Origin of the sequence: Novipirellula sp. (assembly GCF_041583735.1) — a bacterium.
Classification (GTDB): Bacteria; Planctomycetota; Planctomycetia; order Pirellulales; family Pirellulaceae; genus Novipirellula.
In genome coordinates this window covers 1-14,694 of record NZ_JBFHFD010000034.1, presented here as the reverse complement: position 1 = coordinate 14,694, position 14,694 = coordinate 1, and the positions used below count along the sequence as shown (strand labels likewise).

10 protein-coding genes are annotated in these 14,694 nt (G+C 55.1%); 9 read left to right on the top strand and 1 reads right to left on the bottom strand.

From position 1 onward, the window contains the following. Positions 1 to 10: 10 nt before the first annotated feature. Complete coding sequence (locus tag ABX962_RS04825) at positions 11 to 1,909, top strand: hypothetical protein (RefSeq protein ID WP_372717139.1); 1,899 nt, start codon at positions 11 to 13, stop codon at positions 1,907 to 1,909. Between the two features lie 424 nt (positions 1,910 to 2,333). Then, positions 2,334 to 3,971 (top strand): hypothetical protein, encoded by a 1,638-nt coding sequence (locus ABX962_RS04820; RefSeq protein WP_372717137.1) that lies wholly within the window; start codon positions 2,334 to 2,336, stop codon positions 3,969 to 3,971. A 68-nt stretch (positions 3,972 to 4,039) separates the two neighbouring features. Here the strand turns inward: ABX962_RS04820 and ABX962_RS04815 are convergent, their stop codons facing one another. Beyond that, entirely contained in the window at positions 4,040 to 6,025 is a 1,986-nt protein-coding gene (locus tag ABX962_RS04815) for a hypothetical protein (protein WP_372717135.1), read from the bottom strand. A gap of 578 nt (positions 6,026 to 6,603) precedes the next feature. On the opposite strand from ABX962_RS04815, the gene ABX962_RS04810 reads away from it, so the two are divergent. The 7 genes from ABX962_RS04810 (at position 6,604) to ABX962_RS04780 (ending at position 14,680) form a co-directional block, all read left to right on the top strand. Beyond that, on the top strand, positions 6,604 to 6,930 hold the full coding sequence (locus ABX962_RS04810; RefSeq protein WP_339936577.1) for a hypothetical protein: 327 nt from the start codon (positions 6,604 to 6,606) through the stop codon (positions 6,928 to 6,930). Positions 6,931 to 7,328: 398 nt separating this feature from the next. Continuing rightward, positions 7,329 to 9,599, top strand: a complete 2,271-nt coding sequence (locus ABX962_RS04805) for a SulP family inorganic anion transporter (RefSeq protein ID WP_372717133.1) — start codon at positions 7,329 to 7,331, stop codon at positions 9,597 to 9,599. 516 nt (positions 9,600 to 10,115) lie between these two features. After that, positions 10,116 to 11,216 (top strand): UDP-3-O-(3-hydroxymyristoyl)glucosamine N-acyltransferase, encoded by a 1,101-nt coding sequence (gene lpxD / locus ABX962_RS04800; protein WP_372717131.1) that lies wholly within the window; start codon positions 10,116 to 10,118, stop codon positions 11,214 to 11,216. 2 nt (positions 11,217 to 11,218) lie between these two features. Then, a complete protein-coding gene (locus ABX962_RS04795) occupies positions 11,219 to 12,136 on the top strand; it encodes an LpxI family protein (protein WP_372717129.1) in 918 nt (305 codons plus the stop codon). A gap of 58 nt (positions 12,137 to 12,194) precedes the next feature. Next, on the top strand, positions 12,195 to 13,229 hold the full coding sequence (locus ABX962_RS04790) for a 4-(cytidine 5'-diphospho)-2-C-methyl-D-erythritol kinase (RefSeq protein WP_372717127.1): 1,035 nt from the start codon (positions 12,195 to 12,197) through the stop codon (positions 13,227 to 13,229). Positions 13,230 to 13,323: 94 nt separating this feature from the next. Then, the gene (locus ABX962_RS04785) at positions 13,324 to 13,938 is read left to right on the top strand and encodes a septation protein SpoVG family protein (protein ID WP_372717125.1); all 615 of its coding nucleotides are present in this window, start codon (positions 13,324 to 13,326) and stop codon (positions 13,936 to 13,938) included. A gap of 496 nt (positions 13,939 to 14,434) precedes the next feature. Beyond that, on the top strand, positions 14,435 to 14,680 hold the full coding sequence (locus ABX962_RS04780; protein ID WP_372717123.1) for a hypothetical protein: 246 nt from the start codon (positions 14,435 to 14,437) through the stop codon (positions 14,678 to 14,680). Positions 14,681 to 14,694 lie beyond the last annotated feature (14 nt).

Genomic DNA, 14,694 nt, shown 5'->3' with positions numbered 1-14,694 from the left:
GCGTTTCCGCATGACCCCAACCTCAGCTAGCCCCCACTTGGGTGCTATTTTGACATCGCTGGTGTTGCTTGCGTTGTCGCCCAACGTCGGTTTTGCGGACACCGGCGGCGAGTCGTCGCAGACATCCCAAGCGGACAGCAGCAAGTCGGTGGTCAACCGGCTGATCGAACAATTGGGCAGCGAAACGTATGCGACACGCGTTCGCGCACGTGAATCTCTTGCCCGTTTGGGATTGCAAGCGTTCGACGAGTTACATCTCGCTCAATACCATCCCGACAATGAAATTGCGATGACGGCGCGTCATCTGGTGAGCAGTTTGTTGGTCAGTTGGTCCAAGCCGAGTGACCCGGACGAAGTGCGTGACATCCTGCATGAATACGGAGCACAAAGCGTGGACGAACGACGCAGCCGGATCGTCCGTTTGGCGGAACTGCCAGAGCGATCGGGGCTGCAGGCGTTGGTTCGGCTTACTCGCTTTGAAACCTCACTCGACCTCAGCCGGGTCGCAGCATTGGCAGTGATGCAACAAGATTCGTCTTATCCAGTGAAGCAACAAAAACAAGATGCCCAGCAGATTCGCGAGGGACTCAGCCATAGCGATCGCGCGGCCGCCACGTGGTTGATCGCGTACGCCAATGATCTGCAAAATGGCACCTACGATGCCGCGCGATGGAGCGAGATCGTGGCGGAGCAACGACGCCAATTGGACACCGCGTCGAATCAACAAACCACTCGTGATTCGGTTCTCGAGCTCGTCCGCGTCTGCGTTCGCCATGCCTGGTTGAGCGACAAAGTGGATGACGCGTTAATGCTTGCCAAAGCGAATTTGGATCTGATTCCCCCCACCACGCGTGATCTGACGGAAGCGTGTCGCTGGGCGATTGAAAACGGTTTGCACCCGATCGTGATTGAGCTGCAAAAACGTCACTTGCAAATGTTCGATGCGCAACCGATGTTGTTGTACTCGGCAGCCGAAGCGATTAAGGCCGAAGGGGATTCCGGGCGGGCACAATTGCTCGCGGATCAGGCGATTGAAATCCGTCCATTTCCAAGTGACGCCGCCGCGCGTGAAACGATCTCGCCTAACGAGCTCGAGGAAATCGCGCAAACCCACCGCGAGATTGCTCAGGAGTTGCAGAAACGCGGGCTGTATGAATGGGCAGAACGCGAATACCGTGGCATCATCGATCATTTGGAAATGGATGCTTCCCCGTCCGTCAGTGCCCGGGATCTACTTGCCACCATGCTAGCGGATCTGGAACGACATCAAGACGTCGTGGATTTGTTGACTCCGCTGATCAACCGAATCGAGAGTGACGATCAATTAAAAAACCGGCTAAACGCGTTGCGGTTCTCTTATGACGAAATGCGGAGCAACATCCAGTGGCACTCGGGGCTGCTGAAGATTGAGCAAGGAGATCGCGAAGCGGCAAAACCGTTATTGGTCAAAGCATTACGGCTGAGACCTGAAAACATTGACATTTTGATCTCGATGTTTCGGCTCGATCAAAACGATCCCGATTGGACCGAGACCGTCGATTTGCTGTTAACCCAAAACGTCCAACGAGCCAAGCAAGAGATTGCCAGTATCGAAGTGATGATGAAGCAGCAAGCTCGGTTTCAACCACGCGGCTACGACCTCGCCCAAGCCCTCAACCAATACGCGTGGCTGGTTAGTAACACCAAGGGCGACTACGAACAGGCACTCCGGTTCAGTCTGAAGTCGATTGAATTGCTACCGAATGATTCAGCGCTGTTGGACACGTGCGCGCGGTGTTATTTCGCTGTCGGTGATTACAAGAATGCGGTGGCAACCCAGCGGAAAGCGGTCCGTTTGACGCCACATTCGCCTCCGATGATCCGTCAGCTCGAAGAATTCGAGGCGAAACTCGAAGCCGAGACCCGTTAAACCGCAGTTCCCCTGAACCGCTGCCCCGGGCAGCTTTCTCATCAAGCGGCTTTCTAATGGGTCCTTCGTGCTAACCGCGACGGTCCAATCGGTTGATCGATGCGGCGTCATCCTGCGAATATTCGCTGCTTCCCTCACAACCGCTGCAATCGACGAGGTATTCCACTCCCCCTGACGAGGTTTGCGTCCCCGCTACCAAAAATGACGTAGGTTTTTGTTGGTTTATCACCACATCACGCAAAACCTATATCCGCTGGAAGTTTTGGTTATGAGGAAATCCTCGCGTCGTAAATCAGACTCAAACAATGCCGCCGCACCACGGCGTCATGACGCTTTCTACCTACTCGTTGGGTTCACGCTGCTGTGCCTAGGAACGTTGCTTGGCTTGTCCTCGGGACTTCCCAAATGCCACCGTGCCTTTGCGATGAAATCATTTCCACGCGAGTTGGATATGAGCCAATTGAAATCCGAAGGGCTCGCCGAGAACGCGTTTGTCCAATTGACCAATGTGGATTTTGACCGTCCTGCACCAACGAGTCCGCTTGAACGGCTGACCACGTCCGTGACCAAAGTGATGAACCCAGCCGAATTGGGCAGAAATCCAGAGCTGATCCAAACCAAAATTGCCGCGATGAAGCAAGACGTGACGGACACGCTTCAGCAAGCTCCTATCGGTTCGCTACTGGAAGATTCGTTTCGCGGCATTCCCCTGTTTTCGAAAGCAGAGGGACCGCAGGGAACCGGTCCGCTTGTCAGCTTGTCGCGACACAGCATGGATGTGACAAACGCAAAACAACAAATTGAATCAAACAATGCAATTCGTGGCTATCTCTGTCGCGACCACAGCGAGTCAACGATCGCGCTGCTAAAGTCGGTCATCGCGCCGCAGGCGACGGACCATGGTACCGCCGAGTGGTTCTCTGCGATCAAACAGGCAGGACAATCCAATAATCATTCGCAGGGGACGTATCGAATCGAACCTCTTCAAACGCCACCCTCGAAACTAAACTCCACGCTGTTGCTGATCACATCGTTGCTGATGTTTGCGGCGGGGTTGGTGTTGTGCGGAACGTGCTCGCTATCGATCTGGACATGGCTGTTTCTGCCGCTACCGTCGCTCATCAGCCTGCTGGGCATTCCGTTGCGATGCGGGCGTGGTGGCAGCAAGACGCGATTCGCCTACAATTTTGCTGGCGTCATTTTGTTGATGGTGGGCGGTTATGAAATCTATCTGCTGGGCGGCTTTGGGCAATCCGAAAGTCACTCGCTGCACCACATGCTCGGTTTTGGAGTATTGGGCACCGGAGTGGCCGCCGTGCTCGGGGCGATCGTCAACGCACGCTCACCAAAGTCTGAACACATTCCCGTCATCACGATGCCAAAAGCGACCGAAGCGTCTCCGAGCGCCATCCTACGCTACAACCCCGATCCAAGCGAGAACGAGAAAGAATCGGCAACCGCGGATTCGAAGACTGCAAATCGACGGAGCAAAGTCTACCAAGATCCACGGCTGTTTGCCGCAATGGATGATAGCGTTGGCAGTTTGACGATGGAGACCATGGATCTGCTGTGCGATCTAGGATTTTCAAGTCCCGCCTATGCGAGAATCCAAGATACGCCAACTTCACCATCGATTGGCTTGTTGCTGGGATGCAATCACACCGTGCTTGCGGAAGTCAGTGACAACAATGTCAATCCAAGCATTCGCTTAACCAGTGTCCTGCACGACGGTTACCCGATCATCACCGTGTCCGAATCGGTTACCAAGAGCGATCAACCCAAAATGGCGTCAACGGGAGTCTATCAATCGGCCCCCCACCATCCGTTAAAGGGAATATTGGCCAAGCATTTGCAACAAGCCATCCGCATGTCAGAAAAGCGTGGCAGCAACATTGTCACATTCGATTGCGATGAAAAGGACGAGGTCTTTTTGTTTAGCCGCCGAGCATTTGCCGAGATTCGGTCGCAATACGAAGAGCTGAACCTTGAAGTCGGTCCTGCGACCTACGAACGTTTTGCCTTCCCGGCTCAACCGATACCGGAGTTAGCGGTTGCCCGGTAACCGTATTCGGCAGCCGTCTCGGTTACCGGAGCGAAAAAAACGTGAGAGCCCTTGCCTCGCTCGCCGCGTCAGCTTTGAATTTTGGACAATTGACGAACGATATAGCGTGGCAGCAACATCATCACGCGATCACTGACCGCGTCATAAGTGATCCGGCCCCCCGCTTCGGCGCGGGCCGCCATCACTTCGGAAACCCGCTGAATGAATGCGTCCCGTTGGTCCCCAAGCGGCTCCGACCAAACGACTAGCAGCAAGCGGTCATAGGTCGCTTCGGTGCCGACCCACCAAAGCGAGTCATCCACGCGGCGCACTTGCATCTCAAATGGTTGCAGCAGGGTGGACAACATTTTCCCGGCATCGTCTTTGACATACGGCATCACGAGTTGCTCAGGCGAGAGACGTCGTCGTCGTGCATCGAACCAATTCACCATACACGTGGCTTGGTTTTTTCGCGATACACGACGCAACAGCTCCGCAATCGTGATCGGAGCATCCAACGTGGGTCCAGGATCTCCGGCTGCGAGAACCGGCCAAGGTCCTGTGGTCGAATCTGCCACGTGAGCCCAGCGGTTCAGGAATTGATCCTGCAGTTTGCCTTCGAGCCCCCGCATCCGCCGCAGCGACTCAAACGCAAGTACCGCGAGCTGCTGTTCCGCCAATGCCTTACCAATTTTGACGGTCCCCGGCTGTGCCTCGGCATCATTCTGTAAAAACTTGCCCAACACCGAGATCGCCGCAGCGCGATCGTCGCCGAAATCATCAAGCTGCAGCACCGGTTCGACGCGTTTCGCAAATTCCGTTTCCTCCATCGTGATCATCGCAAAGGATTGATCAAACTCAATGGTGGCACCAATCGACGTGCCGAGCTGTTCCAAGTGCTCTCGCGCTGACAAAAAACCGCGTGCCGTGGCGACACGCTCGCGAATGCTTATTTGCGCCATATCCAACGACATCCAATCGATCTGAATGGGCACTCCCGAAAGCTGGCTGAACAGCAACACCAAATCGCCCAGCGGATAGCCTTTGGAGTTCATTGCAAATTTCAACGCCAACGCCCGATCCAAGTTAATGGCCGCCGGGGGCGTGGCGATCATCATCGGATCCAGCGTTTCCTCTGCAGCATTTTCCACTTTCAACTTATCCAGCGTCGGCGGCGTTTGGATCGTCGGTTTGGTTTCATTGGTCTCGCGCCCCAGATCCAATAACACCGTGAACTTCCGTAATTCAGGCGGAATTTCATCGAGCTTTGACATGCCATCGTCGGCAACGGGGGCCGCGGCATCTCGATTTACATCAACGATCGGCCCCAGCGGATCAACAGGCAGCAGGTCGGTAGGAATGTCGTTGGACGACTTTTTCGGAGACGCGACCGAGGCAATCTCGGCTGGCATCGGCTCAGCATCGACAGGATTCCCATCGATTTCGCTTGAGTCGACGGCAGACGGATTGCCCTCGGGCGAAGGCACGGCGTTGTCGCTGGGATCGTTGTCGCTGGAATCGTTGTCGCTGGGATCGCGGACAGGAGGCGAGGGGGATGCGGCGGATGGCACCGGCGGCGGAGCCGATGGATCGAAGGCTTCCACCTCGGGTGCAATCGTGTTTACAGCAGCAACATCATTGGCAGCAGGAGCATTCGCAGCATCACTCGTTGTCACGGGGGAAGCGGCGTCCGCGCTGGCAGCCCCTCGATTCCATGTTCGCACGAACCAAACAAAGACCACCATCGCGATCAGCACCGTGGCGATCGAAACGGCGACAATCATGCCGACTTGACGAGACTTTCGGGTGCGATCGCTTTGCCAACCCTCGGGTGGCATTGGCATTGCCGTATCGGCGATCTGCGATGGCGGAACCGACTCGGATCCAAGAAACGGCTCCGCAGGCGACGGTGGTGCTGCAACCGCGGCATCGGAATACAGATCACCCCTCGAAATCGCGTCGCGAGTGATCGTTTCGCTATCAACACTGTCCGTCCCCAAGGCAACCTGATCGGGGTTCCTCGGAAGCGACTCCGAGCCAGGACTGGCGGAAAACTCGCCTTGGATTTCCACCATCGAGCCACATTTTGGGCAGGCGGAAATGGTTCCCACTAGCGACGGATCGGTCACCCGCAAACGACTTGAACACGTCAAGCACCGGACTGCAAAAGGTTGAAAAGCCAAGCGACCCCTTCCCGAAAATTAGAGTGTCCGACATCCGATGTCGGTCAAAGTCTCGTGGAAAACAGGGATAACGCTGTTTTCCTCACGATTCCATCTGTTTTATCATGACCATTCTCTGGTAGATCACCAACCTTAATCACGTGGTCCCAGGGGAGTTCCAGCTAAGATTGCTAGCGCACCGCCCTTACCAAACCGGAAATCGGTGCATCCCTATCCGCGTTTCCACAGCGTTTTCCAAGTGCGTGAGGCGATTTCGACGCTAGAAAGCGAAACAGACTGATGAAATACCGAATTTAGCAGAATCCCAGATTTTCCTTTTTGAAAACACCTGATCTTCATCTGAGGATGGGATAATATTTTCACCTTGACGAACCCACTCGATTTTCTATCGTATTCCCTCCGGGGTGCCGATTGCTAAAATCGTCCTCACCCGTTTCCCTGTCTCGTCCCTTTGGGTCCAAAAACCATCCATGAAACCGCGTTGTTCAGGTGCCTTTTTCGCTCTTGTGCTATTCGCTTTGGCATTGCCATGCGGGACGTTTTTCGTGCCCGTATCGCTGCTTGCCACTGCATCGGATTCACAAACGCCAGCGGAAGAGCATGAAGAACGCGTGCCGATCTCGGAAACCACTCGCGAACGAAAGTCGCAGTTACCGAATCGGCGAGAACAGGCTTATCCCTCGGCATTCGACCTGCTGCGGTCCCATGCGCATGTCAGTTTCAGCGAGCGGAACCCCCGACGCAGTTTGGTGGGGCACCGCATCAACGAAGCGGTGTTAGCTCCGATTCGCTGTTAGCAGAGACTCTTCCGCGAACGCTCTTTTCGTTCGCAACGATCGCATCCTTAATGTCGGCAGGCTCTCTCGCGAATTTGCTTGTTCACGTGGATCACTTGGTGACCGCGTCCGCCAAGAAATTCCATCTTGTTGAACATCCGCAAGAGAACTGCAATCGCATCCTCTGAGGCGTTTGCATTTCGATGCAAACGACTGTTATCACCACCGCTCAGGTCATCTGTTTCCGGTGAGGATTCAGTGCTGAAAATCCGTGCGTTCACATTGGCTCGCCTGCCACTTTGATCGTTGTATTTTCCAGCAAATCCCACCGTGATCCGATTCGAAACGTTCCCTCACTTCACCATTCAGTTGATAAGCCTACATCCATGTCTACTTCACAACCGCACCCATCCGGTGCCATGACCTCACTGTTCTCCCCGAAGACGATCCCAAAAGATTTTTTGGCGGGGATCGTCGTGTTCTTGGTGGCACTTCCGCTCTGTCTTGGCATCGCAATCGCCTCGGATGCTCCTCCGTTTGCGGGTGTTCTGGCAGGCATCATCGGCGGTATTGTCGTCGGGGCACTCAGCGGATCGCACACCAGCGTCAGTGGTCCCGCAGCAGGATTGACCGCCATTGTCGCGGCACAGATCGCGTTGCTCGGTTCCTTCGAGGCGTTCTTGCTAGCCGTCGTGATTGGCGGCGTGCTGCAGATTGGACTGGGGATCGCTCGGGCCGGTGCGCTGTCGGCGTTTTTCCCCTCCAGTGTGATCAAAGGACTTTTGGCAGCGATCGGAGTGATCCTGATCCTGAAACAAATCCCGCACATCGTCGGCCACGACAATGACCCCGAAGGGGAGATGGCATTTTCGCAGCCCGATAGCAAAAATACCTTTAGCGAAATCCTCTCGATCTTTGACGGCGACATCCACCTCGGCGCATTGGTGGTCGGGTTCCTTTCGATCCTCGTTCTGCTGATGTGGGAGAAGATCAAACCGCTAAAACGCTCCGTTGTGCCGGGCCCCTTGGTCGTCGTCTTATTGGGCGTTGCAGTCAGCGTGTATCTTCGCAGTTTAGGTGGAAAGTGGGAGATCACTTCGACTCACCTTGTCCAATTTCCGGTCGCCGAATCGACATCCGCGTTTTTCTCGTTCTTCACCACCCCCGATTTCTCTCAGTTTTCCAATCCGGCGATCTACATCGCCGGAGTCACGATTGCGATTGTCGCATCGCTGGAAACGCTGCTGAACTTGGAAGCGGTTGACAAGCTTGACCCACAGCAACGCAACTCGCCTCCTAGCCGCGAATTGGTTGCCCAAGGGGTTGGAAACGTTGTCGCGGGGTTGATTGGTGGATTGCCGGTGACGTCCGTGATCGTTCGCAGTAGTGTCAACGTCGATGCGGGCGGTAAAACAAAAATGTCGGCGATTTTTCATGCCGTACTGCTGTTGCTGTGCGCAATGTTTTTCCCGTTCTACATCAACATGATCCCGCTCTCGGCACTGGCGGCAATCCTGATTGTTACCGGCTTTAAACTGGCCAGCCCTACGCTGTTTTCACAAATGTGGAAGCAAGGCCGATACCAGTTTGCGCCGTTCATTATCACCCTTGTTGCGATCGTGATGACCGATTTGCTGATCGGAATTCTGATCGGTCTGGGCGTCAGTGTGCTGTTTATTTTGAACAGCAATTTACGTCGCCCGATCCGACGCATCGTCGAAACGCACCTGGACGGGGATATTGTTCACGTTGAACTTGCCAATCAAGTGAGTTTTTTAAACCGAGCCGCCTTGCACAAACTGTTGGGCGAGTCGCCGCGAGGCACCCACTTGTTAATCGACGCGACGGAGTCGGACTATATCGATCCCGATATTTTGAGCCTGATTCGCGATTACAAACTTAACACGGCCCCGGCCCGTGGCGTCACGGTCAGCTTGAAAGGCTTTCGCGATAAATACCAATTGCAGGACGAAATTCAGTTCGCTGACTACTCGACGCGTGAATTACAGGATCGCGTGACCCCAGAACAGGTTCTATCGATCCTACGTGAGGGCAACCGCCGTTTTGTTTCAGGCAATCGCTTGTCACGCGACTTCGGACGTCAAGTCAATGCAACCGCGAGTGGACAAACCCCGCTTGCGGCAGTCCTCAGCTGTATCGATTCGCGAGTCCCGGCCGAATTGGTGCTCGATGTCGGGCTGGGCGACATTTTTAGCGTCCGCGTCGCCGGCAACGTGATTGGCACCAAGTCGCTCGGTAGCATCGAATACGGCGTCACGGTCGCGGGTGTCAAATTGGTGCTCGTGATGGGACACACGCGATGTGGCGCGGTTACCGCCGCGGTAAACCTCGTGGGCACCAACCAAGACGTGACAAAGGCCACCGGATGTCCCCATCTACACGCGATTATCAACGAAATCGAACCCTCGGTCGATCGCGATGAATTTCGTGCCGCAAGCGCCCAGGGCGAATCTTACGTCGAAGCGGTTGTCGATGAAGTCACAGTGCGAAATGTGATGCAGACGGTGGAGAAGATCAAGAGTCGAAGCCAGGCCATTCGAACTGCGGTTGCCTCGGGACAACTGATGGTCGTCGGCGCCATCTATGATGTTGCGAGCGGCAAGATCCGCTTCCTGGATGACGCGGGGCAAGAACGAACCGAGCTGACCCCCGCGGTCCAGCACGCGTGAGCTTGATGATGACGTAGGCCTCGAGGTTCTAAAAACAACCTCGAGGCCGCGACCATTGTCGTCGCATTGCTATCAAACGCCCTGCTCTATTCATCGGGCAACCTCGTTGCCCGACTTGCCTCCACCCCCAGCACGCCCCATCCGCACATGCCGAAGACAAAAAAGTCTTCCGTCCTTTGCTTTCATAGCGGCGGTTGTGTCAGATATTTTCTGCCAGCGTGGGGATCAAGTGATCCTCGGGGCGGGGCGGGTGTTGGGGGCGGGGAAAAGGGGGCGAATCGAGCTGTCGATCGCGGGCACCTGGAGCGACAAATTTCCCACACGGCAAATGAAGTTTTGAAGAATCCCTTGCACTAACGCTCGCAAATCGATCTTGATCGTTTTGCTTGGACGCGGGTATAGAAAGAGCAGAGAAGCGGCACGATTTGAGTGTCCACAAGTCTAGCGGTCCCAGGGATGGCGACGCGGGCAACGCTTTTCCAATACAGCTCCAACATCGAGGCAAGGATGCTCTCCATGAAAAAACGACTTAGCAGCTTGGCCATCTTGGCCGAAGGAAAGCTCATTAACGGTGATGGCGATACCGTATGTCATGGTGCATTTCCGTTGGGGGAAGAGACAAGCGGCCACGTCACGATGATCGACGATCCTCGACGTGCAGCCGACCTGAATGATTCGAAAGCGACCGCCGTCGTCTGTTCCGAACCGTTGATGAATCTTTCGATGGCTCAGATCGTGGTCAAAGATCCACGCGACGCGTTCACAAAAATTGTGGCCTGTTTCCGACCGCCGGTCTCACTCGATCTGCCGGGTTGGGGGATCGATCCCTCGGCAACGCTGGCCGATTCGGCGCGTGTCCATCCTTCGGCGATCATTGGCGCAGGAGTGACGATTGGCCAACGAACCCGAATCATGCCTGGCGTCGTCGTGATGCCACACACTCAAATTGGTGACGATTGTGTGATTCACAGCAACGTCACTCTTTACGAAAACACTCAAATCGGCGACCGCGTGACGATTCATGCAGGCACGATCATCGGTGCCAATGGATTTGGTTACCGGCAAGAAGCGGGACGTCACGTTCCGACGGCCCAGTTGGGCTATGTGCAAATTGATGCGGATGTCGAAATTGGGGCTTCGGTCACGATCGACCGAGGCACCTACGGCACCACCCGCATCGGGGAAGGGACCAAGATCGACAACCAAGTCATGATCGCCCACAACTGCAAAATTGGCCGGCATAATCTGATTTGCAGCCAGGTCGGAATCGCAGGCAGCTGCACCACGGGCGACTACGTTATTTTGGCGGGCCAGGTTGGCTTGAAAGATCACATCACCCTGGGCGACCAAACCATCGTGGGCGCCCAAGCCGGAGTGATGGATGATTGCGAAGGAAACCAAGTTTATCTTGGGTCCCCCGCGACGCCCCAGCGAGAGCAAATGCAAATCATGGCAGTCGAGCGAAAGCTGCCCGAGATGCGACGCGAAATCAAGAACTTGCGACGCGATATCGACCGTATGATCAAACAAAGTGATGAAGCGAGTGCGGCGTCAATGTCCGCCGCAAAGTCGCCCGAGTCGATTTCGATCCAATGCCACAATAAACGTGCCGCATAGCCATGATGAACACTGCCTCGAATTCGCCAGTGGGAGTGATCGCGGGATGGGGAAGTTTTCCCATCGAAGTCGCCCAAGCCATCGTCCGCGAGGGACGCGATGTTTGCTGCATCGCCATCAAGGGGCACGCTAGTCGCGAACTAGAGTCCATTTGCAAGGACGTTCATTGGCTCGGCGTGGGCAAGGTCGGTGGACACATCCGCTATTTCCGACGTCACGGGGTGAAACAAGTCACGATGGCGGGAAAGCTGTTTAAGTCTGATATTTTATTCCAAGGCTCGGTATGGCTAAAACACTTGCCCGACCTACACGCGATTCGTACCTTTGGTCCGCTGTTGTTCGGACGCAAACGCGATGCACGCGACGATCGTCTGCTGTTGGCCGTCACAAATACCTACACGCGTAGTGGCATGGAAATCTGTGCCGCTACCGACTTCGCACCGGAGCTACTTGTGAAACACGGAACCCTTGTCGGCAAACCTCTGACCAGCCGTGCTCAGCGTGACGTCCAAATGGGATGGCAGGTAGCACGGCAAATGGGTGGCATGGATATCGGACAATCGATCACCATCAAAGACGGCACCGTGATTGCCGTCGAAGCGATTGAAGGCACCGACGCTTGCATCGAGCGGACGGGCGAACTTTGCCGTCGCGGTGGCTGGACTTTAGTCAAAGTCAGCAAGCCAAACCAGGACATGCGTTTTGACGTCCCCACCATCGGCCCGCAAACCGTCCAGCGGGTTGCCAAAGCTGGCGGAACGGTGATTGCCATCGAAGCGGGGAAAACGATCGTGGTGGACCAAGCTCAAACGGTGGACGCTGCCCGCCGACACGGAATCACCATCGTTGCGATGAAGCAGAGTGATGTCGCGTCGATCGAAAACGAGACCTCTTTGGCGAACGAAACCAACGTCGCCTGAACCGCGGGCATGGTATCCTTACCGCTCCCTCCATCGATGAATTCGCCGAGAAAGTCCCGTGCAAGCTCTCCCCATGTCATCGATCGCGGTGACTCATCCGCCCGCAAAGCTGAACCTGTTTCTCGAGCTGATGGGCAAACGCGAAGATGGTTATCACGACATCGACACCGTGATGGTTGCAATCGATTGGCGTGACCAGCTCCGCGTCCAGCAAAGCGAAACCCCTGGCGTTCAGCTCGCGGTCCAGTGGATGCCGTCGCTCGGAATTGTCGCTCGCGAACTTGGCGTTGCCCCCGATTCGGATCAAGCACGATCGCTGCTTGCGATTCCCGCTGACTCGCGAAATCTTGTCTATCGGGCACTCGCAAGGTTTGCGGAACATTTCGGATTGGCGACAGGATTTTCCTGTCAACTAGCAAAAAGCATTCCTGCCGGCGCGGGAATGGGGGGTGCTAGCAGCGATGCGGCCTCGGCACTGCTCTGCGCGGCAACCCTTAGCGGGATTCCTCGGGATCATCCCGATCTTGTCGTCTTGGCAGCCGAACTAGGCAGCGACATTCCATTTTTCCTGGGGAATGCAGCAACGCTGTGGACTGCGGCAAGGGCTCAGGGACGTGGCGAACAACTCACCCCGATTGCGTTGACCACCCAACTTAACACGGTCGTGGCCTTTCCAGCCACAAGTTTATCGACCGCAAAAATTTATTCAGAATCATCGATTCCCGACACTCCACAGCCCGCAGACGCGTTCATCGCGGCATTAGAGACGGGAGATTGGGGGTCGATCACTTCGCATATGTGTAATCGACTTCAGGAGCCCGCATCAAAAATCGCACCGCAAATTGACGAAATATTAAAATCGATGTGGCATCTCGGGCTGCGGGGGTGTCAATTAACAGGCAGCGGCTCCGCTTGTTTCGGACTGGCTGAGTCCGCAATCCATGCGACCAGATTGGCATCGCAGTTGCGTAACCAATATAGTGCAGTACAGCAGCGGGTCGTCCGATCAGATGCTGATCGGCAATCATTACCAACCGCGAGGGTTGTCGCCGCGAGTTCGGTGCTTGTCCCCGCCAGCATCCAAATTGAGTAAATACTAAGTCCAGAGTTGCTGAACATGTTTAGATGCACTGTAGGCTCCGGACAATCCGCATTCCAATGCCATCGCGGTTAGGGAGGGTCACCTAGTGCAGATCTCAGAGATACGCATCAAGCTAATGGAAGCGTCCGAGGATCGTTTACGAGCATTTTGCTCCATCACGATCGATGGTTGTTTTGTTGTTCGCGACCTCAAAATCATTGACGGCGCCAACGGTCCTTTTGTGGCGATGCCAAGTCGAAAATTGACGGGCCATTGTCAACGATGCAGTTACAAAAACCATCTTCGTGCAACCTACTGCAATCATTGTGGCGTGAAGTTGCAAGTCGATGCCGATACCGATTCACCTCAAAAGCTGTATGCGGATGTTGCTCATCCGATCAACAGCGATTGTCGCGAGTTGATTCAAAATGCGGTGATCGAAGAATTTGAAGCCGAGCTCAGCCGATCACGAGAACCGGGTTATCGGTCGCGTTACGATGATGACTTTGGCTATGATGACGCGGGTCCGTCATCGTCACCCTCCCGCGAGAAAAGCGAAAGTCGGCAAAGTGCCACCCCCGCCTCGTCAAGCAATGATGCGTTGATTGACGAACCCGATTCAGGAAGCGGTGGCCCGAAACGACCACACTTTATGAATACACCCAATCGAGAAAAAGCAAGTCCTCAAGAAGACGACGACTTCGGAGCTGGCATTTTCTAGTTTCCCCCCGTTCACCGCGAAGCGACGGTTTTCGTCAACCGTTTTGGCTAACGCTGCGAAGCATTTCCTCGTAGCTACCTTCGCCAGAAGGTGGTGATTCCTGTTTGCGTGGCAACCATCCACGTTACAAAACGCAAATACGTTAAGCTGCCGCCTTTCAATGCTTCACAGCTAAATGCTTCACAGCGAAGCGTGCCCGATCACAGCGGTTGATTGACGATTAGGGTTGAGACCGATTACAGTAGACGGGCTGCGGGAGGGCGGAGCACCGACTTTCCCCAAGCATCATCCCTCAACCCAGCGTTTTGTAACCCAGCGTTTCGTAACCCAGCGTTTTGCGGTCAGCGGCATGAGCACCGCGTCTTACGATCCAACACGCAAGCGGGGGGGGAGGGTGTGTTCGGCAAACGCTCACATGACATGATCCACCGCTCTGTTTCCTGAAATGCTTCCATCGTCACATCGTCGCCGTCTTCCGCAAATTAGCCTCGCTGTGATGATGCTCATGATGGTGATCTTTGCCGTCATTTTTGCGGGTGGGCTGTATGCAATTCGCGTGCCTGCGGTTCAAGCCGATCTCGATGTGCTGCTCGGCAACAATTTCGTCGCGGGAAGCGATGACGGATCGGGGCATCTCGCCCACATCGTGTTCATCATGTTCACACTAACCTCGCCGCTTTTGCTCGCCGGAGTGTTGTCGATGGGATTGTCCGCTTGGCGATGGTTTCAACGTCAGGCATGAGTGTGACTTCAACT

Coding starts and splice junctions, on each gene's coding strand:
- ABX962_RS04825 (WP_372717139.1), top strand. CDS start 11: ATGACCCCAACCTCAGCTAGCCCCCACTTGGGTGCTATTTTGACATCG.
- ABX962_RS04810 (WP_339936577.1), top strand. CDS start 6,604: ATGAAACCGCGTTGTTCAGGTGCCTTTTTCGCTCTTGTGCTATTCGCT.
- ABX962_RS04805 (WP_372717133.1), top strand. CDS start 7,329: ATGACCTCACTGTTCTCCCCGAAGACGATCCCAAAAGATTTTTTGGCG.
- lpxD (WP_372717131.1), top strand. CDS start 10,116: ATGAAAAAACGACTTAGCAGCTTGGCCATCTTGGCCGAAGGAAAGCTC.
- ABX962_RS04795 (WP_372717129.1), top strand. CDS start 11,219: ATGATGAACACTGCCTCGAATTCGCCAGTGGGAGTGATCGCGGGATGG.
- ABX962_RS04820 (WP_372717137.1), top strand. CDS start 2,334: ATGAAATCATTTCCACGCGAGTTGGATATGAGCCAATTGAAATCCGAA.
- ABX962_RS04780 (WP_372717123.1), top strand. CDS start 14,435: ATGATGCTCATGATGGTGATCTTTGCCGTCATTTTTGCGGGTGGGCTG.
- ABX962_RS04815 (WP_372717135.1), bottom strand. CDS start 6,025: ATGGTGGAAATCCAAGGCGAGTTTTCCGCCAGTCCTGGCTCGGAGTCG.